Consider the following 20,813-nt stretch of genomic DNA (forward strand, 5'->3'; position numbering starts at 1 on the left):
ACGCAACCGATCCCGCGATGACCGACCACACCCGTTCCGCCACGCCCTTTCGGGTCGCCGCGCTGCAGATGGTGAGCACGCCGGACGTCACGCGCAATCTCGCCGAAGCCCGCCGCCTGATCGCGGAAGCGGCCGGCGAAGGCGCGCAGCTCGTGCTGCTGCCCGAGTATTTCTGCTTCATGGGCCACCGCGACACCGACAAGCTCGCGCTCGCCGAACCCTACCAGGACGGCCCGATCCAGCGCTTCCTCGCGGACGCCGCGCGCCGCCACGGCATCTGGGTGATCGGCGGCACGCTGCCGCTGAAGGCGCCGGAGCCCGATCGCGTGCTGAACACGACGCTCGTGTTCGATCCGTCCGGCAACGAGGCCGCGCGCTACGACAAGATCCACCTGTTCAACTTCGAGAAAGGCGACGAGTCGTTCGACGAGGCGCGCACGATCCGCGCGGGCGATACGGTCGTCGCGTTCGACGCGCCGTTCGGGCGGGTCGGCCTGTCGGTCTGTTACGATCTGCGCTTTCCGGAGCTGTATCGCAGGATGGGCGACTGCGCGATGATCGTCGTACCGTCGGCGTTTACGTATACGACGGGCCGCGCGCACTGGGAAACGCTGCTGCGCGCGCGGGCCGTCGAGAACCAGTGCTACGTGCTCGCGGCCGCTCAGGGCGGCAAGCACGAGAACGGCCGGCGCACCTGGGGCCACAGCATGCTGATCGATCCGTGGGGCGAAGTCGTCGCGGTCCGCGACGTGGGCGCAAGCGTCGTGCTCGGCGCGATCGATCCGCAGCGCATCGCCGACGTGCGCCAGAGCCTGCCCGCGTGGCGGCATCGCGTGCTGACCTGAATCCGCCGCACCGCTTGAAACGCCGCGCGGCCCACCCATCTGCCCAGAAGCACCCGACAACTTTTTGAGAAACCCCGATATCCGCATGAACATCATCGAACCCGGCATCCGCAACCTCGCGCTGGCGAAGGACATCCTGCTCACGCCGTACGGCCTCGACGAAAGCCTGCTCACGCGCACGATCGCCGACATCTTCACGCATCGCGTCGACTACGCGGACCTGTACTTCCAGGCGACCCGCAGCGAAGCGTGGAGCCTCGAGGAAGGCATCGTCAAGTCGGGCAGCTTCAGCATCGACCAGGGCGTCGGCGTGCGCGCGGTCGCGGGCGACCGCACCGCGTTCGCGTATTCCGACGACCTGTCGCCGGAAGCGATCGCGCAGGCGGCCGCGGCCACCAAGGCGATCGCGGCGGCCGGCGGCGGCCGGCAGAAGATCAAGGCGGCGACGTCGCTGAAGGGCATTTCGGGCCGCGACCTGTACCTGCCGTCCGACCCGCTCGCGTCGCTCGACGCGACGGCCAAGGTCAAGCTGCTCGAGCGCATCGAGCAGATGGCGCGCGGGCGCGACCCGCGCGTCACGCAGGTGATGGCGGGCCTCGCCGGCGAATACGACGTCGTGCTCGTCGCACGCAGCGACGGCGCACTCGCGGCCGACATCCGCCCGCTCGTGCGCGTGTCGGTCACGGTGATCGCCGAACAGAACGGCCGCCGCGAGATCGGCTCCGGCGGCGGCGGCGGCCGCTTCGACTACGGCTACTTCACCGATGAAGTGCTGTCGCGTTACGTCGACGACGCCGTGCACGCGGCACTCGTGAACCTCGACGCCCGCCCCGCGCCGGCCGGCGCGATGACGGTCGTGCTCGGGCCGGGCTGGCCGGGCGTGCTGCTGCACGAGGCGATCGGCCACGGCCTCGAGGGCGACTTCAACCGCAAGGGCTCGTCGGCATTCGCGGGCCGGATCGGCGAACAGGTCGCCGCGAAGGGCGTGACCGTCGTCGACGACGGCACGCTGCCGAACCGCCGCGGGTCGCTGAACATCGACGACGAAGGCAACCCGACGCAGTGCACGACGCTGATCGAGGACGGCATCCTGAAGGGCTACATCCAGGACACGCTGAACGCACGCCTGATGAAGATGCCGGTCACGGGCAACGCCCGGCGCGAGTCGTACGCGGCGCTGCCGATGCCGCGCATGACGAACACGTACATGCTGAACGGCGACAAGGATCCGCAGGAAATCATCGCGTCGGTGAAGAACGGCCTGTACGCGGTGAACTTCGGCGGCGGCCAGGTCGACATCACGAACGGCAAGTTCGTGTTCTCGGCGTCCGAGGCGTACATGATCGAGAACGGCAAGATCACCTACCCGGTGAAGGGCGCGACGCTGATCGGCAGCGGCCCCGAATCGCTGAAGTACGTGAGCATGATCGGCAACGACATGTCGCTCGACACGGGCGTCGGCGTGTGCGGCAAGGAAGGCCAGAGCGTGCCGGTCGGCGTCGGCCAGCCGACCCTGCGGATCGACAAGATGACCGTCGGCGGTACGGCATAACCGCATCGCGGCGCAGACAATCCGCGTATTTTGAAGAGAACGCGCGGATTGTCCGCATTTTCGACGCCTCCCGGTTGCCAGCCGCCCGGCGACGGGGTATAAATTCCGAATCAACTTTTTTGACGAACCGAATCTCCGTCATGTCCGCCAAGTTTTATTTTTACTTTTTTTGGCATCTCAGACCGCTGGCGGATCGAGAGGGTTGATGGCGCGTAAAGCGCAACCGAAATTCCCGAAAAAACCGCCGGCGAACCCGGCGGTTTTTTTTCGCCCTTCGCCACCCGGTCGCCGCCGCAGCGGTCCCGCGGCCCCGACCGAAACCACTGAATCGCTTGAATTGATGAATCTGCCGCACGCACACTGACCGAACGGCGCCCGCAAAATTAGGAGAAACAGCATGCCCCCGCACAATACCGACGACGTCCGCATTCGCGAACTCAAGGAACTGACGCCGCCCGCCCACCTGATCCGCGAATTCGCGTGCTCCGAAGCCGCGTCCGAGCTGATCTACAACTCGCGCCAGTCGATGCACCGCATCCTGCACGGGATGGACGACCGGCTGATCGTCGTGATCGGGCCGTGCTCGATCCACGATACGAAGGCGGCGATCGAATACGCGGGCCGGCTCGTGAAGGAGCGCGAGCGCTTCAAGGGCGAACTGGAAATCGTGATGCGCGTGTACTTCGAGAAGCCCCGCACGACGGTCGGCTGGAAGGGGCTCATCAACGATCCGCACCTCGACAACAGCTTCAAGATCAACGAAGGGCTGCGCACCGCGCGCGAGCTGCTGCTGCAGATCAACGAGATGGGGCTGCCGGCCGCGACCGAATACCTCGACATGATCAGCCCGCAGTACATCGCCGACCTGATCTCGTGGGGCGCGATCGGCGCGCGCACGACCGAGTCGCAGGTGCACCGCGAGCTCGCGTCGGGGCTGTCGTGCCCGGTCGGTTTCAAGAACGGCACCGACGGCAACGTGAAGATCGCGGTCGACGCGATCAAGGCCGCGTCGCAGCCGCACCATTTCCTGTCGGTGACGAAGGGCGGCCACTCGGCGATCGTGTCGACGGCCGGCAACGAGGATTGCCACGTGATCCTGCGCGGCGGCAAGACGCCGAACTACGACGCGGACAGCGTGAACGCCGCCTGCGCGGACATCGGCAAGGCCGGCCTCGCCGCGCGCCTGATGATCGACGCGAGCCACGCGAACAGCTCGAAGAAGCACGAGAACCAGATCCCGGTGTGCGCGGACATCGGCCGCCAGATCGCGGCGGGCGACGAGCGGATCGTCGGCGTGATGATCGAGTCGCATCTCGTCGAAGGCCGTCAGGACCTGAAGGAAGGCTGCCCGCTGACCTACGGCCAGAGCATCACCGATGCATGCATCGCGTGGGACGACAGCGTGAAGGTGCTCGAAGGCCTCGCGGAATCGGTCAAGGCGCGGCGCGTGGCGCGCGGCAGCGGCAACTGACAAGCACGAGCAGGCTGAATCGGCATGGCCGCAGACTGGCCATCTGGCCATCTGGCCATCTGGCCAGCCTGCGGCCGGCGTTCGGCTCTGCTAGACTAGCTAACATTGCCTAGCTAATCAGGAACCGACCATGCCGACCGTCAACATGCACGATGCCAAGTCACGGCTCTCGAGCCTTGTCGAAGCGCTCGAGCTGGGGCGCGAATCCGAAGTCGTTATCGCTCGCAACGGCCATCCGGTCGCGCGAATCGTCCCCTACGTGGCGCCTAAGCGGATCGGGGCAGCCCGCCAGTTGCTGGCCGGACTGAACATCCCGACCACGGTGGAGGCATTCAACGCCGGCGACGAATCGATCGCCAGCGACTTCGACGCCAGCGCGGAACGAGGGCTCGCACCGTGAAGCTGTTGCTCGATACGCATATCGCGCTCTGGGCTGCCGAAGGCGCTCCCCAATTGTCGCCGACTGCGGTCGCGCTGATCGAAGCTCCCGATAACACGTTGTACGTCAGCGCCGCATCCATCTGGGAAATCGCGATCAAGTACCGCAAGGGCAACCTTCCTGTTCATCCGCGCGACGCACGCTCGGCGTTCCGGCTCGCCGGCTTCGCGGAGTTGCCGATCAGCAGCGATCACGTCGAAGCAGTCGCCGCGCTGCCCGATTTCCCGGACCACGCCGACCCGTTCGATCGCGTGATGGTCGCGCAGGCACTCCACGAAGGCATGCCGCTCGTCAGCGCCGATCCGAAGGTGTGGCGCTACCACGCGACCCTGATGTTGCGCGCCTGACGTCATTCGCGCGGCATCACAAGCGATAAAAAAAGCCTGGCTTGCGCCGGGCTTTTTCGTTTGCCGCAGATCATCCTTCAACGCATCACTCGAGCGCGCCCGAGCCGAAGATTTCGGTATTGATGCGCTCCGGCGCGACGCCGAGCGCGACCAGCGCATCGCGTTGCGCCTTCATGAACGCGATCGGGCCGCAGATGTAGTAGTCGGCGTCCGGCACCAGCACGAATCCCTTCACGCGTTCCGGCGTGAGCCGCCCTTCGAGGTCATGGTCGATCCCTGCGCGATCGTCCGGGCCGACCAGTTCGTACAGCACCGTGCGCTTGACGTTCGCATGCTCGCGCACCGCATCGTTCAGCCAGTCGCGGAACGCGTGCACCGCGCCTGAACGGCATGCATGGATGAAGCGCACCTCGCGCTTGCTGCCTTCTGCAACCAGCGTCGACGCCATCGACACCATCGGCGTCAGGCCGACGCCGCCCGAGATCAGCACGACCGGCGTATCGACACCGCGCTTCAGCGAGAATTCGCCCATCGGCGCGGTCACTTCGACGATCGCGCCCTCCTCCACGCCGTCGTGCATCAGCGTCGACACCTTGCCGGCCGGGATCGCCTCGGGCCGGCCCGACTCGCGCTTCACCGAGATACGCAGCCACTTGCCGTGCGGCGCGTCGGACAGGCTGTACTGGCGCGGCTGGTCGACGCCGAGATCGCCGACGAAGCGCTTCACCGTGACGTACTGTCCCGGCTCGAAGGTCGGCGCCGCGCCGCCGTCGGCCGGGCTCAGGTAGAACGACGTGATCTCGTCGCTCTCGCGCACCTTGCGCGCCACCTTGAACGGACGGAAGCCGCTCCACGCGGCGCCCGCGTACAGGTCGGCCTCGGCGCCGATCAGGATCTGCGCGAGCTGGCCGTACGCGACGCGCCAGGCTTCGAGCGTGTCGGCATCGACCGCGTCGCCGAGCACTTCGACGATCGACGCGAGCAGGTTCTCGCCGACGATCGGGTAATGCTCGGGACGGATGTTCAGGCTCGCGTGCTTGTGCGCGATGTGCGACACCGCACCGCCGAGCGCGCCGAGATTGTCGATGTTCGCCGCATACGCATAAACCGCCTTCGCGAGCGTTTCCGGCTGGCTGCCGGTCTTCTGGTGCGTCTGGTTGAACAGGTTTTTCAGTTCTGGATGGCGCGCGAACATGCGCTGGTAGAAATGCTTCGTGATCGTCGCGCCGTGCACGGCGAGGACAGGGGCAGTGGCCTTCACGCGAGCCATCTGGTCAGCGGTGATCTGGGTCATGTTCGTTCTCCGTTAAACATGCTCATAGAATACATGTTTAAAAATCGACTTCACCCAGACAAATTGTCGCAGTGCGCAAAAGCGCCACGGCGCGCTAGCGGACGCGCCCGCGCTCCCACAGCACGTCCGTCCCGCCGTCGGCACGGTTCAGCACGCGCGCCAGCACGAACAGCAGGTCGGACAGCCGGTTCACGTATCGCCGCGGCGCATCGTTGAGCGTTTCGTCGCGGCCGAGCGCGACGATCGAGCGCTCCGCGCGGCGGCACACCGTCCGGCATACGTGCGCGAGCGACGCCGCGCGCGAGCCGGCCGGCAGGATGAATTCCTTCAGCGGCTGCAGCGTCGCGTTGTAGTCGGCGAGCCACCGGTCGAGGCGCGCGAGATGCGTGTCGTCGAGCACCGTATGGCCGGGGATGCACAGCTCGCCGCCGAGATCGAACAGGTCGTGCTGGATCGTGACGAGCGCGGTACGCACGTCGTCCGGCAGCGTCTCGGCGAGCAGCACGCCGAGATTCGAGTTCAGTTCGTCGACGTCGCCGATCGCCGCGATCCGCACGTCGTCCTTGCCGATGCGCCGTCCGTCGCCGAGGCCGGTGGTGCCGTCGTCGCCCGTGCGCGTCGCGATCTTGCTCAAGCGGTTGCCCATGCGAATGTCCTCTCGTGCGCGGCCGCAACGCGGCCCGGTTGGGTTGAAACACGATTATCGCAGCCCGCGGCGGGGCTCGCAGCGGGCGTTACAGCGTAGAATGGACCGAAAGTTCGACAAGCAGTCAGGAGACATTCGTGAATCACCCCGCCCCGCCTGCCGCCACGCGCCGCCCGCTTCCCCCCGCCATGCTCGATGCGCTGCGCGCCGCGTTCGGCGAGCGCGTGTCGACCGCCGACGCGGTCCGCGAGCACCACGGCCGCGACGAATCGCCGTTCGATCCGCAACTGCCCGATGCCGTCGTGTTCGCGCACAGCGCGGACGACGTGCGCGAAGCCGTGTCGCTGTGCTCGCTCTACAGCGTGCCGCTGATCCCGTACGGCGCCGGCTCGTCGCTCGAAGGCCACCTGCTCGCGGTGCGCGGCGGCGTATCGCTCGACCTGTCGGAAATGAACCGCGTGCTGTCGATCAACGCCGAAGACCTGACCGTGACGGTCGAACCGGGCATCACGCGCAAGGCGCTCAACGAAGCGCTGCGCGACACCGGCCTGTTCTTCCCGATCGACCCGGGCGCCGACGCCAGCATCGGCGGGATGACCGCGACCCGCGCATCGGGCACCAACGCCGTGCGCTACGGCACGATGCGCGAGAACGTGCTCGGCCTGACCGCCGTGCTCGCCGACGGCCGCGTCGTGAAGACGGGCTCGCGCGCGCGCAAGTCGTCGGCCGGCTATGACCTCACGCGCCTGTTCGTCGGCTCCGAAGGCACGCTCGGCGTGATCACCGAGATCACGCTGCGGCTGCACCCGCTGCCCGAAGCCGTGTCGGCCGCGATCTGCACGTTCCCGACGATGGGCGACGCGGTGCGCACCGTGATCGAGACGATCCAGATCGGCGTGCCGATCGCGCGCGTCGAATTCGTCGATTCGCTCGCCGTGCGCTCGATCAACCGCCACTCGAACCTGACGCTCACCGAAGCGCCAACGCTGTTCTTCGAATTCCACGGCACCGAGGCCGGCGTGAAGGAACAAGCCGAACTCGTGCAGGCGCTCGCCGGCCAGAACAACGGCCAGGGCTTCGAATGGGCGACCCGCCCGGAGGACCGCAGCCGGCTCTGGGCCGCGCGTCACAACGCATATTTCGCGATGCTGCAATTGAAGCCGGGCTGCCGCGCGGTGACAACCGACGTCTGCGTGCCGATCTCGCAGCTCGCCGCGTGCGTCGAGGAAACCGAAGTCGACCTGCGCGCGTCGTCGCTGCCCTGCCCGATCGTCGGCCACGTCGGCGACGGCAATTTCCACGTCGCGATCCTGATCGATCCCGACAAACCCGAGGAACTCGCCGAAGCCGAGCACATCAACGACCGGATCGTCGAGCGCGCGCTGCGCCTCGGCGGCACCTGCACGGGCGAGCACGGCGTCGGGCTGCACAAGATGCGGTTCCTGCCGAAGGAGCACGGCGACAACGCGATCGACACGATGCGCGCGATCAAGCTCGCGCTCGATCCGCGCAACCTGATGAATCCCGGCAAGATTTTCACGTGCTGAGACGGCGGCGCGACGTCGCGCCGCCTGCTGCAGGAGACTCCATGAACGCTCCCGTCGAACTGTCGAGCGCAGCACGCGCGCAGCGCCAGCGCGAAGTCGTGCAGGCCCTGATGGCCGTGCTGCCGACGCACTGCCTGCTGTACCGCGACGAAGACACGGCGCCGTACGAATGCGACGGCCTGTCCGCCTACCGCCGCCTGCCGCTCGCGGTCGCGCTGCCCGAAACGGAATCGCAGGTGCAGCGGATCGTGCAGATCTGCCGCCGCATGGAAGTGCCGATCGTGCCGCGCGGCGCGGGCACGAGCCTGTCGGGCGGCGCGCTGCCGATCGCGCTCGGCGTCGTGCTGTCGCTCGCGCGCTTCACGCGCATCGTCGAAGTCGACCCGTACGCGCGCACCGCGATCGTGCAGCCCGGCGTGCGCAACCTCGCGATCTCGGAAGCCGCCGCGCCGTACGGCCTGTATTACGCACCCGATCCGTCGTCGCAGATCGCCTGCACGATCGGCGGCAACGTCGCGGAAAATTCCGGCGGCGTCCATTGCCTGAAATACGGGCTGACCGTGCACAACGTGATGCGCGTGCGCGCGGTGACGATCGACGGCGAGATCGTCGAGTTCGGCTCGCTCGCGCTCGACATGCCGGGCCTCGACCTGCTCGCCGTGATGATCGGCAGCGAAGGGATGTTCGCGATCGTCACCGAAGTCACGGTGCGGCTGATCCCGAAGCCGCAGACCGCGCAACTCGTGATGGCGAGCTTCAACGACGTGGTCAAGGGCGGCGAGGCCGTCGCGGCGATCATCGCGTCGGGCATCATCCCGGCCGGGCTCGAGATGATGGACAAGCCGGCCACGCAAGCCGTCGAGGCGTTCACGCACGCGGGCTACGACCTCGACGCGAAGGCGATCCTGCTGTGCGAATCGGACGGCACGCCGGAAGAAGTCGCCGAAGAGATCGTGCGGATGACGGCCGTGCTGCGCGAGCACGGCGCGACGCGCATCCAGGTGTCGCGCAACGAACAGGAGCGGCTGCGCTACTGGTCGGGCCGCAAGAACGCGTTCCCGGCCGCCGGCCGTATTTCCGCCGACTATTACTGCATGGACGGCACCGTGCCGCGCCGCGCGATCGGCCCGCTGCTCGCGCGCATCGAGCAGCTCGAGACGCGCTACGGGCTGCGCTGCATCAACGTGTTCCATGCAGGCGACGGCAACATGCATCCGCTGATCCTGTACAACGCGAACGATCCGGACGAGCTGCGCCGCGCAGAAGAGTTCGGCGCGGAAATCCTCGAATGCTGCGTGGAATTCGGCGGCAGTGTGACGGGCGAGCACGGCGTCGGCATCGAGAAGCTCAATTCGATGTGCGTACAGTTCTCGCCGCAGGAGCGCGACGCGTTCTTCGCGGTCAAGCGCGCATTCGATCCCGCGGGGCTGCTGAACCCCGACAAGGGCATCCCGACCCGCGCGCGCTGTGCCGAATACGGCCGCCAGCACGTGCGCGGCGGGCTGCTTCCGCACCCCGACCTGCCCCGATTCTGAGCGTCGCGCGGGGTGCGGCGCGCGCCGGCGGCACCGCTCGCGCCGTGCTGCCGTGCCCGCGCGGCCCATTCGCGCGGCGGCACGGGCATGCGGTCCGCAATACCGGGCTTAGGGATAGTCGCGATGTGGAATCGCGCCACCCCGGTACAATCGACCGAACAACAAGTCGAGGCAGCAACAGAACATGGAAGAGGACGACATCGTCGCCGGATGGGCCGAGCGCATCCGCGCGGCCAGCGCCGACGGCCGGCCGCTGCGGATTCGCGGCGGCGGCACCAAGGACTGGTACGGCCAGGCGCTCGAGGGCGAAATCCTCGACACGCGCGCGTTTCAGGGCGTCGTGTCGTACGACCCGGCCGAACTCGTCGTCACGGTCCGCGCGGGCACGCCGCTCGCTGAGCTTGAAACCGTCCTCGCCGAGTGCGGCCAGATGCTGCCGTTCGAGCCGCCGCACTTCGGCCGCGCGGCCACTGTCGGCGGCTGCATCGCGGCGGGTCTCGCGGGCCCGCGCCGCGCTACCTGCGGCGCACCGCGCGATTTCGTGCTCGGCGTCACGCTGATGAACGGTCGCGGCGAGGTGCTGCGCTTCGGCGGTCAGGTCGTGAAGAACGTCGCCGGCTACGACGTGTCGCGGCTGATGGCCGGTTCGCTCGGCACGCTCGGGCTGATGCTCGACCTGTCGATCAAGGTGCTGCCGATGCCCGTCGCCGAAGTCACGCTGAAGTTCGAGATGACCGCGACCGACGCGGTGCGCAAGCTCAACGAATGGGGCGGCCATCCGCTGCCCGTCAGCGCGAGCGCGTGGCGCAACGGCACGCTCGTGCTGCGCCTGTCGGGCGCCGAAGCGGCCGTGAAATCCGCGAAGACGCTGCTCGGCGGCGAAGTCGTCGACGCGGTCGAAGCCGAGCGCTTCTGGGCCGGCCTGCGCGAGCATACCGATCCGTTCTTCAACGGCATCCCGCCCGGCTATGCGCTGTGGCGCCTCGCGCTGCCGTCGATCACCGAACCGATGCACCTGCCCGGCACCCAGTTGATGGAATGGGGCGGCGCGCAGCGCTGGTGGATCACCGACGCCGATGCGCAGACCGTGCGCATGAGCGCGAAGCAGGCCGGCGGCCACGCGACGCTGTTCCGCGCGGGCGACACGTACGACCGCAGCGCGGGCGTGTTCACGCCGCTGCCCGCCCCGATGATGAAAATCCACCGCGGGCTGAAGGCCGCGTTCGATCCCGCGCGCATCTTCAACCGCGGCCGGCTCTACCCTGATCTCTGAGGGCTCGATGCAAACGAACCTCGCCGATTTCATCCGCAACACGCCCGACGGCGACGAGGCCGACGCGATCCTGCGCAAGTGCGTGCATTGCGGGTTCTGCACCGCGACCTGCCCGACCTATCAACTGCTCGGCGACGAACTCGACGGCCCGCGCGGGCGCATCTACCTGATCAAGCAGATGGTCGAAGGCGCGACCGTCACGCGCAGCACGCAGCAGCATCTCGACCGCTGCCTGACGTGCCGAAGCTGCGAGACGACCTGCCCGTCCGGCGTCCAGTACGGCCGGCTCGTCGAGATCGGCCGCAAGCACGTCGAGGCGCAGGTGCGGCGCCCCGTGCAGCAGCGGATCGTGCGCCGCGTGCTCGCGAGCCTCGTGCCGAACGCCGCGCTGTTCTCGCCGATGATGCGGCTCGGCCAGCACGTGCGGCCGCTGCTGCCGAAGCGGCTGCGCGACAAGGTGCCGCCGCGCACGCGGCTGCTCGAATGGCCGCACCGCACGCATACGCGCAAGATGCTGATGCTCGGCGGCTGCGTGCAGCCGTCGATGCTGCCGAACATCAACATCGCGACCGCGCGTGTGCTCGACGCGCTCGGCATCGAGACGGTCGTCGCGCCCGACGCAGGCTGCTGCGGCGCGATCCGCCTGCACCTGAACTATCACGACGAGGCGCTCGACGACGCGCGCCGCAACATCGACGCATGGTGGCCCCATGTCGAACAAGGCGCCGAGGCGATCGTGATGAACGCGTCCGGCTGCGGCGCGACGGTGCTCGAATATGCGCACCTGCTGCGTGACGACCCGGCCTATGCGGAGAGGGCGCAGCGCATCGTCTCGCTGACGCGCGACATCTCCGACGTGCTGCTCGCATTCGAGGCCGAGCTCGCGACGCTCGCACGGCGCCGCGCGATCCACACAGTCGCGTACCACCCGCCGTGCACGCTGCAGCATGGGCAGCAGTCGCGCGGCAAGGTCGAACGCCTGCTCGAGACGCTCGGCATCGACGTGCGGCTGCCGGCCGACAGCCATCTGTGCTGCGGCTCGGCCGGCACCTATTCGCTGACGCAGCCGTCGCTGTCGTACCGGTTGCGCAAGCAGAAACTACTGAAGCTGCAGGCGCTCGAACCGCAGATGATCGTGTCCGGCAACATCGGCTGCATCGCGCACCTGCAGAGCGGCACGCAGATTCCGGTCGTGCACTGGATCCAGCTCGTCGAGCATTTGCTGTACGGCTGAGGCGGGCTGCGCGCGCGGCGTCCGTATAATGGGCGGATCGATGCGCCGCGTGCCGCGGCGCATCGGCTTCATGCCCGCTTCCGTACCTGTCTTCGCGCCCGTCATGTCCGATCTCGCCGCCCGTCTCGAATCCGTTCATCGCCGCATCGCCGACGCCGCCCGCGCGGCCGGCCGCGATCCCGCCACCGTGTCGCTGCTCGCCGTCTCGAAGACGTTTCCCGCCGACGACGTACGCGCCGCGCACGCGGCCGGGCAACACGCATTCGGCGAAAACTACGTGCAGGAATCGATCGACAAGATCGACGCGCTCGCCGATCTGCGTGCGTCGCTCGAATGGCATTTCATCGGGCCGCTGCAATCGAACAAGACGCGCCCGGTCGCCGAGCGCTTCGACTGGGTCCATTCGGTCGACCGGCTGAAGATCGCGCAGCGCCTGTCGGAACAACGCCCCGCGCACCTGCCGCCGCTCAACGTATGCGTGCAGGTCAACATCAGCGGCGAGGCGTCGAAGAGCGGCGTCGCGCCGGCCGACGTGGCCGACGTCGCGCGCGCGGTCGCCGCGCTGCCGTCGCTGCGGCTGCGCGGCCTGATGGCGATCCCCGAACCGGCCGGCGATATCGAAGCGCAACGCGCACCGCATCGCGCGCTGCGCGACCTGTTCGACGCATTGCGTGCCGGCGGCCTGCCGCTCGACACGTTGTCGATGGGCATGTCCGCCGATCTCGACGCGGCCGTGCTCGAAGGCGCGACGATCGTGCGCGTCGGCACCGCGATCTTCGGCGCGCGCGATTATTCGCACTGAGCGCGGCGCCCTTTCCGCCTTTCCGTTCACTCACTCGCTCAATCGGACATCATGAAAATCGCATTCATCGGCGGCGGCAACATGGCCGCGGCCCTGATCGGCGGCCTGATCAAGCGCGGCGTCGCCGCTGAAGGCCTGTATGCCATCGACATCAACGAGGACGTGCGCGCGCGCGCCGCGCAGCAATTCGGCGTGCGCACCGGCGCGGCCGTCGACGCGACGCTCGCCGATTACGACGCGGTCGTGCTCGCGGTGAAACCGCAGGTACTGAAGGACGTCGCGCAGGCGCTCGCGCCGCACCTGAAGTCGCAGCTCGTGATCAGCATCGCGGCCGGCATTCGCGGCACGGACCTCGCGCGCTGGCTCGGTGACTACCCCCGCGTCGTGCGCACGATGCCGAACACGCCCGCGCTCGTCGGCATGGGCGTGACGGGCCTCGCCGCACTGCCGGGCGTCGACGCGGCAGGCCGCGAACTCGCATCGAACGTGCTTGGCGCGGTCGGCGAGATCGTATGGTTCGACGACGAATCGCAGCTCGACGCCGTCACGGCCATTTCGGGCAGCGGCCCCGCGTACGTGTTCTATTTCATCGAAGCGCTGCAGGAAGCCGCGCGCCGCCTCGGCATGAACGACGAACAGGGTCGCGCGCTCGCAGTCGCGACGTTCGCGGGCGCCGCGCAGCTCGCCGCGCAATCGGGCGAACCGGCGAGCGTGCTGCGCGAGCGCGTGACGTCGAAGGGCGGCACGACGGCCGCCGCGCTCGCGTCGTTCGACGCGCAGGGCGTGAAGGAAGCGATCGTGCGCGGCGCGCTCGCGGCCGAGGCACGCGCGAAGGAAATGGGCGACGAGCTCGGCCGCGCGTAAGCGCGCCCGTCGTGCCGGCTGCCCTGGCACCGGACCTAAAAAAAGCGGCCATCGGGCCGCTTTTTTATTGGCAATGCGCGCCGGCGCACGGCTTCGTTCAGTTGCCGGCCAGCAGGTAATGCACGGCAATCCCCGCGAACAGCACGCCGCCGAGCCAGTTGTTGTGCCGGAACGCCGCGAAGCACGGCATCCGTTCGCGGTCCTTGATCAGCGTGTAGTGATACAGCGCGCAGCCGACCGCCACCGCCCAGCCGGCCCAGTACGCCAAGCCGAAGCCGAGCGTCACTCCGATCCACACGTAGATGCCGAGCGTCGCCGCATAGCACGCCATCACCGCCGCGACGTCGAAGCGGCCGAACGTCAGTGCGGACGTGCGGATGCCGATCTTGATGTCGTCGTCGCGATCGACCATCGCGTATTCGGTGTCGTACGCGACCGACCAGAAAATGTTCGCGACCAGCATCACCCACGCGATCGTCGGCACCGTGTCCTGCACGGCCGCGAACGCCATCGGAATGCCGAAACCGAACGCGATGCCGAGATACGCCTGCGGAATCGCGAAGAAGCGCTTCATGAACGGGTACGAGCCCGCGACGAACAGCGCGACGACGGACAGCTCCTTCGTCAGCGTGTTCAGCGGCAGGATCAGCAGGAACGCGATGAACGACAGCGCGACCGCGATCGCGACAGCTTCCCATGCGCGGATCTTGCCCGACGTCAGCGGCCGGTCGGCCGTGCGCTTCACGTGACGGTCGAAATCGCGGTCGGCGTAATCGTTCATCGCGCAGCCGGCCGAGCGCATCAGCAGCGTGCCGAGCGTGAAGATCACGAGCAGCGGCCAGCGCGGGTGGCCGTCCGATGCAATCCACAGCGCATTGAGCGTCGGCCAGAGCAGCAGCAGGCTGCCGATCGGCTTGTCCATCCGGACGAGCCGCAGATACAGGGGAAAGCGGGCAAGCATGGCGAAGCACCAGGAAGAGAATCCCGGCATTTTAGAGCCGAGCGGCGCTTCCCGTCATGTCGCAGCGGGCCGCAGCCGTGCGCGGACCGGCCGCCGCGGCCCGCTGCACATGGTCGCGCCGCGATGCACATATATCAAGGGACAGATTCCAAGCGAGCGCGGATCGAGCCGTTCGGCACACCGGCCGCGGTTTGGCCCGATACGGGCGGATCGGCCCGGGTCCGTGCCCGCGTCGGGCGGGCTCTACGCACCGGCATCGCAGGTCGGCCGCTGAGCCGAGTGCGTGTGCTCGTGCAACGCCCCCGGAATGAACATCTGTTCGAGGCCGCCATCGCCGAGCCACGCGCGGGTCCGTTCGGCCGCGAGGTCGATCAAGTTCTTGCACCGGGTGTAATCGTACGGCGAGACGTCGAGCGGACATAACGGCGGCACCACGCAAATCGTGGCGCGACTTTGGTAGAACTCGAGATCGCGCACGAGCTGGCGTGCGATCACGAGCGTCAGCGCATGCATTGCCTGCGCGATTGCGCTTCCCGGTGGCTTGCGCAACGCGCACGCGAAGCCGGCCGGCAGCACGACGATGCGCGTCGCGCCCCGCGCGACGGCAATCGAGATCGGCGTATTGTTCGCGACGCCGCCATCGACCATCAGTCGATCGTCGATCCGTACCGGCGGGAACACGCCCGGGATCGCCGCACTGGCGAGCACGGCATCGACGACGAGGCCTGACGAAAGCACGATTTCGTTGCCGCTGAGCATGTCGGTCGCGACGACGTGCAGCGGCAGCGACGCGCGCTCCACGTACCGATACCGCAGATGCCTTTCCAGCAGCATTCGCAGCGCGGTCGCCTCGACGAGGTGTGCGCGGTTCTGCAGAACCGTCCTTAACAGGCCGAGCATCGAAAACGGCATGATGTCGCGCCGGCGGATGTTGCACCACAGCGCTTCGAGCTTTGCGACGCCGTCTCCGTCGGGCTGCCCGGCGAAATACGCGGCGTTGATCGCGCCGGCGGAAGCGCCGACCACGAAGTCGGGCCGTTCACCGTGATTGAGCAGTTCGCGCAGCATGCCCACCTCGATCGCACCGAGGCTGCCCCCGCCTGCAAAGACGAACGCGGTCCGTTCCGGACGCGCGCTTCGATCGAGAGCCATGGTTGTCTCCCGTACCGGGCCGGTAGAGAAGGATGAACGCCGAAGTCTGCGATACAGATTCGCACAAATCAGCTGGCTGCTCAATGAAGATCATGCCGGCTCCGGTCAACGGCACGCGAAGCCGCCGAGACACGACGCTCGTACCGACGAGCAGCCGGATGACGCAATTCCGCTCCCCGAATCACGCGTGTATGGCATCGACGACGGAGCCGGTTTGACCGCGCAGGAATACGAGCTGGAAACGGCGATGTGGAAACTCGAACGTTGCGATGGTCTTGATCGACCAGAACTGTCGCCTGAATAGGCAGCGCCCCCATATCGGCAGTATCGAGATATGGTGCCGTCTTGTGCGCAGATCGTCAGAAATAGCCCCCGGCGCCGCAAACTTGCGGCCGGAACGTTGGTTTGCAGCGCTCATCGGTAGCGCAATCGTGCGTACCACAAGGGCCTTCAGGTATGGCGAGGACGTATCGGCCAGCAGGCGAGACGACCATGCGCAATTTTCCCGTGGTCCTTGTCGCTAATGCCGATCCTGATCTGCGTGGCATTACCTTTCCCGGCCATATTCAGGATTCCTCACCCATCACGTTGAACCGGCGGACATGTATCGGGCAATCCGCGTGCCGCCCGCTTGCGGCATCCGTATGCGGCTCGCCCCGTGCAGCGTCGTGCGAAAAACCGCGCGATCAGTAGCCCGCAACCGGCGCAAGCGCGTGCAGTGCCTGCGCGACCAGCACGGCAGCACCGCCGCCAACGATCGCAAAACCGACGAAGCGCCGCACCATCGCGGTCGGCGCCCGTGTCACCGGCGCCGCGAACGCGGCGCGCATGTCCAGCATCATTTGCGTCATGGTCGTCACTCCTTCGACAAGACATCGATATTCGAGAAAAAACGGCCGGTCGTTCGACCGGCCGTTCCGCGTTACTGCGTTGCTGCGTTACCGCACTGCCGCATTACGCGGCGGCCAGGCTCATGCGAGATCGAAGCGGTCGAGGTTCATCACCTTGTTCCAGGCCGCGACGAAGTCGCGTGCGAACTTCTCCTTCGCATCCGCGCTGCCGTACACCTCGGCCAGCGCGCGCAGTTGCGCGTGCGAGCCGAAGATCAGGTCGACGCGCGTGCCCGTCCACTTGACCTTGCCCGTCGCACGATCGCGCCCTTCGAACACGTCGTTCGCGGCCGACACCGGCTTCCACTCCGTGCCCATGTCGAGCAGGTTCACGAAGAAGTCGTTCGTCAGCGTTTCCGGACGGTCGGTGAACACGCCGTGCTTCGCATCGCCGACGTTCGTGCCGAGCACGCGCAGGCCACCGACGAGCACCGTCATCTCGGGCGCGCTCAGCGTCAGCAGTTGCGCCTTGTCGACCAGCAGCGCCTCGGCCGGCGTCTTGTACGCATGCTTCAGGAAGTTGCGGAAACCATCCGCCACCGGCTCGAGCACGGCCATCGCGTCGATGTCGGTCTGCTCCTGCGACGCATCCGCGCGGCCCGGTGCGAACGGCACCGTCACCGCCACGCCCGCATTCTTCGCGGCCTGCTCGACGCCGGCCGCACCGGCCAGCACGATCAGGTCGGCAAGCGACACCTTCTTGCCGCCCGTCTGCGCGTCGTTGAACGCCTTCTGCACGCCTTCGAGCGTCGTGAGCACCTTCGTGAGTTCAGCCGGCTGGTTCACTTCCCAGTCCTTCTGCGGCGCGAGGCGGATGCGCGCACCGTTCGCGCCGCCGCGCTTGTCCGAACCGCGGAACGTCGCAGCCGACGCCCATGCGGTAGACACGAGCTGCGACACCGACAGGCCCGATGCGAGCACCTTCGCCTTCAGCGCCGCGACGTCGGCGTCGTCGATCAGCTTGTGGTCGACGGCCGGGATCGGGTCCTGCCACAGCAGATGTTCCGCCGGCACGTCCGGGCCGAGATAACACGCGCGCGGCCCCATGTCGCGGTGCGTGAGCTTGAACCACGCGCGTGCGAACGCGTCGGCGAACTCGGCCGGGTTCTCGTAGAAGCGGCGCGAGATCTTTTCGTATGCCGGGTCGAAGCGCAGCGACAGGTCGGTCGTCAGCATCGTCGGGCGATGCTTCTTCGACGCGTCGTACGCATCCGGAATCACTTCGCCGGCGTCCTTCGCGACCCACTGGTGCGCGCCGGCCGGGCTCTTCGTGAGCTCCCACTCATAGCTGAACAGGTGCTTGAAGAAGTCGTTGCTCCACTTGGTCGGCGTCGACGTCCACGTGACTTCGAGGCCGCTCGTGATCGCGTCCGCGCCCTTGCCCGTGCCGAACGAGCTCTTCCAGCCGAGACCCTGCTGCTCGAGGCCCGCGGCTTCCGGCTCGGGGCCGACGTTCGATGCCGGGCCGGCGCCGTGCGTCTTGCCGAACGTGTGACCGCCGGCGATCAGCGCGACCGTCTCTTCGTCGTTCATCGCCATCCGCGCGAACGTCTCGCGGATGTCGTGCGCGGCGGCGACCGGGTCGGGGTTGCCGTCCGGGCCTTCCGGGTTCACGTAGATGAGGCCCATCTGCACCGCGGCGAGCGGGCTTTCCAGGTCGCGCTTGCCCGAGTAGCGGCTGTTCGGGCCGCCGCTCAGTTCCAGCCAGATCTTTTCCGAGCCCCAGTAGACGTCGTCCGGTTCCCACGTGTCGACGCGGCCGCCGGCGAAGCCGAAGGTCTTGAAGCCCATCGATTCGAGCGCGACGTTGCCGGTCAGGATCAGCAGGTCGGCCCACGAGATGTTGCGGCCGTATTTCTGCTTGATCGGCCACAGCAGCCGGCGCGCCTTGTCGAGGCTCACGTTGTCCGGCCAGCTGTTGAGCGGCGCGAAGCGTTGCTGCCCGCCGCCCGCGCCGCCGCGGCCGTCGGCCGTGCGGTACGTGCCGGCGCTGTGCCAGGCCATGCGGATGAACAGGCCGCCGTAGTGGCCGAAGTCGGCCGGCCACCAGTCCTGCGACGTCGTCATCAGTGCGTGCAGGTCCTTCTTCACCGCCGCGAGGTCAAGCTTCTTGAACGCCTCGGCGTAGTCGAAATCCTTGTCCATCGGATCGGACAGCGCCGAGTGCCGATGCAGGATGTTCAGGTTCAGCTGATTCGGCCACCAGTCCTTGTTCGTCGTGCCGCTGCCTGCGGTGTGGTTGAACGGGCACTTCGTTTCGGTCGACATGCGTTTTCTCCTTGGCTTGCTCGTATGCCTCCACCTGCTCGCGCCGGCGGCATGCCGGGCGCTGTCTGTGGAGTGTCATTGCGGGGATGGGAAACGGAACAGGTAGGGTCCCTCCTGTCGTACTACGGAATGTCGTGCGTGGCCTTCGCCGCGCGCTCCCGCTGCGACGCGCCGCAGGCGGGGCGCTCGGGGAACCGGCCCCCGGCAGGCGTCGTGCCGGTGATGCGCGTGGTGTTCCAGCTTTCGGACATGCGGTGCTCTCTCATGGCTTGACGGCGGGTGACGCGGGGGCACGCAGGACCGGCATGCGGCAACGTTCATCCGCCATACACACGGTCCGCCAGGTACGCGAACGCAATCGGACGCAGGCTGCGAACCGCGACCCTGGCGCGATGTACGACCCCGTCGCGCGACGGGATGTTCCGCTGCGCGTGCTGCAATACCGACCGCATCATGACATCCTCCTTTGGCACTTGCATTCAGCATGCAAATCGAACGTCGACATGACGCCGATCCATGTAAAACATTCTATTTCCATCTATCGATTATTTGAATTTGATTAATTTCATCTATGCGATAGGGAAAAATAAACGGAGTCTCAAGACCCCGTTCATCGTGTTGCCACGCACGCATGCCGCGGCTCGGTCAGTTCATCGTCGCCGGCATGTCGAGCTTCGCGACGCCCGGCAGTTCGCATGCGGAAATCGCATCGCTGATCGCGTCGATCGCGGGCATCCGCGTGAAGCTCTTGCGCCATACGAGCACCACGCGGCGGTCGGGCACCGGCTCGTGGAACGGCACGTACGACAGCAACTCGGCATCGGGGCCGTTCGCGCGCGGGCCGACCTCGGTGACCGACATCCGCGGCAGCACGGTGATGCCGACGCCGCTCGCGACCATGTGGCGGATCGTCTCCAGCGACGAGCCCTCGAAGGTCTTCTGGATGCCGTCGGCCGTCTGCGAGAAGCGCATCAGCTCCGGGCACACGCCGAGCACGTGATCGCGGAAGCAGTGGCCGTTGCCGAGCAGCAGCATGGTTTCCTGCTTCAGGTCCTCGGCATCGATTTCCTCGCGCTTCTCCCACGGATGGCCGGCCGGCAGCGCGACGACGAACGGCTCGTCGTACAGCGGGCGCACCATCAGGCCGGTTTCCGGGAACGGCAGCGCCATGATCGCGGCGTCGATCTCGCCCTGCTTCAGCAGTTCGAGCAGCTTCAGCGTGTAGTTCTCCTGCAGCATCAGCGGCATCTGCGGGACACGCTGGATCATCTGCTTGACGAGCGTCGGCAGCAGGTACGGCCCGATCGTGTAGATCACGCCGAGACGGAACGGGCCGACGAGCGGGTCCTTGCCCTGCTTCGCGATCTCCTTGATCGCGAAGGTCTGCTCGAGCACGCGCTGCGCCTGCGTGACGATCTGGTCGCCGATCGGCGTCACGCTCACTTCGCTCGCGCCGCGCTCGAAAATCTGCACGTTGAGCTCGTCTTCGAGCTTCTTGATCGCCACCGACAGCGTCGGCTGGCTCACGAAGCATGCTTCGGCCGCGCGGCCGAAATGCCGCTCGCGCGCGACCGCGACGATGTATTTCAATTCAGTCAGCGTCATTGTGGGTCAATCAGAGATATACATGCGATAGGTTTAATTTATACACCCTCCGGCACCGGTTCGCCAAGTTTCTCTGCATCGCGATGCG

General features: G+C 67.1%; 20 protein-coding genes and 2 pseudogenes. 13 read left to right on the plus strand and 9 right to left on the minus strand.

What is annotated here, in order from left to right; translation table 11 throughout:
• Nucleotides 1-17: 17 nt before the first annotated feature.
• The 6 genes and pseudogenes from BT264_RS03315 (at nt 18) to BT264_RS03335 (ending at nt 4,654) form a co-directional block, all read left to right on the plus strand.
• A complete protein-coding gene (locus BT264_RS03315; RefSeq protein ID WP_034182786.1) occupies nt 18-845 on the plus strand; it encodes a carbon-nitrogen hydrolase family protein in 828 nt (275 codons plus the stop codon).
• A gap of 85 nt (nt 846-930) precedes the next feature.
• Complete coding sequence (tldD, locus tag BT264_RS03320) at nt 931-2,397, plus strand: metalloprotease TldD (RefSeq protein ID WP_021163847.1); 1,467 nt, start codon at nt 931-933, stop codon at nt 2,395-2,397.
• Between the two features lie 4 nt (nt 2,398-2,401).
• Nucleotides 2,402-2,603, plus strand: a pseudogene (locus BT264_RS40415) (hypothetical protein).
• A 191-nt stretch (nt 2,604-2,794) separates the two neighbouring features.
• Nucleotides 2,795-3,868: a 3-deoxy-7-phosphoheptulonate synthase AroG gene (aroG, locus tag BT264_RS03325; protein ID WP_034182785.1), complete on the plus strand. Its 1,074-nt coding sequence runs from the start codon at nt 2,795-2,797 to the stop codon at nt 3,866-3,868.
• A gap of 130 nt (nt 3,869-3,998) precedes the next feature.
• Nucleotides 3,999-4,268: a type II toxin-antitoxin system Phd/YefM family antitoxin gene (locus tag BT264_RS03330; protein ID WP_072436275.1), complete on the plus strand. Its 270-nt coding sequence runs from the start codon at nt 3,999-4,001 to the stop codon at nt 4,266-4,268.
• The gene (locus tag BT264_RS03335; protein ID WP_072436276.1) at nt 4,265-4,654 is read left to right on the plus strand and encodes a type II toxin-antitoxin system VapC family toxin; all 390 of its coding nucleotides are present in this window, start codon (nt 4,265-4,267) and stop codon (nt 4,652-4,654) included. Before BT264_RS03330 ends, BT264_RS03335 begins: the two co-directional genes overlap by 4 nt.
• 85 nt (nt 4,655-4,739) lie before the next feature.
• On the opposite strand, the gene hmpA is transcribed toward BT264_RS03335, so the two are convergent.
• The gene (gene hmpA / locus BT264_RS03340; RefSeq protein WP_072436277.1) at nt 4,740-5,948 is read right to left on the minus strand and encodes an NO-inducible flavohemoprotein; all 1,209 of its coding nucleotides are present in this window, start codon (nt 5,946-5,948) and stop codon (nt 4,740-4,742) included.
• Between the two features lie 94 nt (nt 5,949-6,042).
• The gene (locus BT264_RS03345; RefSeq protein ID WP_072436278.1) at nt 6,043-6,594 is read right to left on the minus strand and encodes a cob(I)yrinic acid a,c-diamide adenosyltransferase; all 552 of its coding nucleotides are present in this window, start codon (nt 6,592-6,594) and stop codon (nt 6,043-6,045) included.
• 137 nt (nt 6,595-6,731) lie between these two features.
• Here BT264_RS03345 and BT264_RS03350 point away from each other — a divergent pair, with 137 nt between their 5' ends.
• The 6 genes from BT264_RS03350 to proC all read left to right on the plus strand — a co-directional run bounded on the left by BT264_RS03350 (nt 6,732) and on the right by proC (nt 13,849).
• Nucleotides 6,732-8,141 carry an FAD-binding oxidoreductase gene (locus tag BT264_RS03350; RefSeq protein ID WP_072436279.1) on the plus strand — a complete coding sequence of 470 codons (1,410 nt, stop codon included), beginning with the start codon at nt 6,732-6,734 and terminating at the stop codon, nt 8,139-8,141.
• A 41-nt stretch (nt 8,142-8,182) separates the two neighbouring features.
• Nucleotides 8,183-9,676, plus strand: a complete 1,494-nt coding sequence (locus tag BT264_RS03355) for an FAD-linked oxidase C-terminal domain-containing protein (RefSeq protein ID WP_072436280.1) — start codon at nt 8,183-8,185, stop codon at nt 9,674-9,676.
• Between the two features lie 184 nt (nt 9,677-9,860).
• Entirely contained in the window at nt 9,861-10,949 is a 1,089-nt protein-coding gene (gene glcE, locus BT264_RS03360; RefSeq protein WP_072436281.1) for a glycolate oxidase subunit GlcE, read from the plus strand.
• A gap of 7 nt (nt 10,950-10,956) precedes the next feature.
• Complete coding sequence (gene glcF, locus BT264_RS03365; protein ID WP_072436282.1) at nt 10,957-12,183, plus strand: glycolate oxidase subunit GlcF; 1,227 nt, start codon at nt 10,957-10,959, stop codon at nt 12,181-12,183.
• A 103-nt stretch (nt 12,184-12,286) separates the two neighbouring features.
• On the plus strand, nt 12,287-12,985 hold the full coding sequence (locus tag BT264_RS03370) for a YggS family pyridoxal phosphate-dependent enzyme (protein ID WP_072436437.1): 699 nt from the start codon (nt 12,287-12,289) through the stop codon (nt 12,983-12,985).
• Between the two features lie 51 nt (nt 12,986-13,036).
• On the plus strand, nt 13,037-13,849 hold the full coding sequence (gene proC / locus BT264_RS03375; protein ID WP_072436283.1) for a pyrroline-5-carboxylate reductase: 813 nt from the start codon (nt 13,037-13,039) through the stop codon (nt 13,847-13,849).
• A 97-nt stretch (nt 13,850-13,946) separates the two neighbouring features.
• Here the strand turns inward: proC and ubiA are convergent, their stop codons facing one another.
• Together ubiA and BT264_RS03385 are read right to left on the minus strand one after the other, a co-directional pair.
• Entirely contained in the window at nt 13,947-14,810 is an 864-nt protein-coding gene (gene ubiA / locus BT264_RS03380; RefSeq protein WP_072436284.1) for a 4-hydroxybenzoate octaprenyltransferase, read from the minus strand.
• Between the two features lie 243 nt (nt 14,811-15,053).
• On the minus strand, nt 15,054-15,962 hold the full coding sequence (locus BT264_RS03385; protein WP_072436285.1) for a patatin-like phospholipase family protein: 909 nt from the start codon (nt 15,960-15,962) through the stop codon (nt 15,054-15,056).
• Between BT264_RS03385 and BT264_RS39070 the strand changes: the two genes are divergently transcribed.
• A complete protein-coding gene (locus tag BT264_RS39070; protein ID WP_177318324.1) occupies nt 15,961-16,266 on the plus strand; it encodes a hypothetical protein in 306 nt (101 codons plus the stop codon). The two genes, BT264_RS03385 and BT264_RS39070, sit on opposite strands and share 2 nt — an antisense overlap.
• Nucleotides 16,267-16,410: 144 nt before the next feature.
• Here the strand turns inward: BT264_RS39070 and BT264_RS37830 are convergent.
• From BT264_RS37830 to BT264_RS03395, 5 genes and pseudogenes are all read right to left on the minus strand, one after another.
• Nucleotides 16,411-16,526: pseudogene (locus BT264_RS37830) on the minus strand (DNA starvation/stationary phase protection protein); the annotation flags it as partial.
• A gap of 122 nt (nt 16,527-16,648) precedes the next feature.
• On the minus strand, nt 16,649-16,813 hold the full coding sequence (locus tag BT264_RS39075) for a hypothetical protein (RefSeq protein ID WP_177318333.1): 165 nt from the start codon (nt 16,811-16,813) through the stop codon (nt 16,649-16,651).
• A 120-nt stretch (nt 16,814-16,933) separates the two neighbouring features.
• Nucleotides 16,934-19,120 (minus strand): catalase/peroxidase HPI, encoded by a 2,187-nt coding sequence (katG, locus tag BT264_RS03390; RefSeq protein ID WP_072436286.1) that lies wholly within the window; start codon nt 19,118-19,120, stop codon nt 16,934-16,936.
• A gap of 122 nt (nt 19,121-19,242) precedes the next feature.
• Complete coding sequence (locus BT264_RS39775; protein WP_256260557.1) at nt 19,243-19,371, minus strand: hypothetical protein; 129 nt, start codon at nt 19,369-19,371, stop codon at nt 19,243-19,245.
• A 394-nt stretch (nt 19,372-19,765) separates the two neighbouring features.
• Nucleotides 19,766-20,725, minus strand: a complete 960-nt coding sequence (locus tag BT264_RS03395; protein WP_034182776.1) for a LysR substrate-binding domain-containing protein — start codon at nt 20,723-20,725, stop codon at nt 19,766-19,768.
• Nucleotides 20,726-20,813: the final 88 nt, after the last annotated feature.

Source organism: Burkholderia sp. NFPP32, assembly GCF_900119325.1.
Lineage (GTDB): Bacteria > Pseudomonadota > Gammaproteobacteria > Burkholderiales > Burkholderiaceae > Burkholderia > Burkholderia pyrrocinia_C.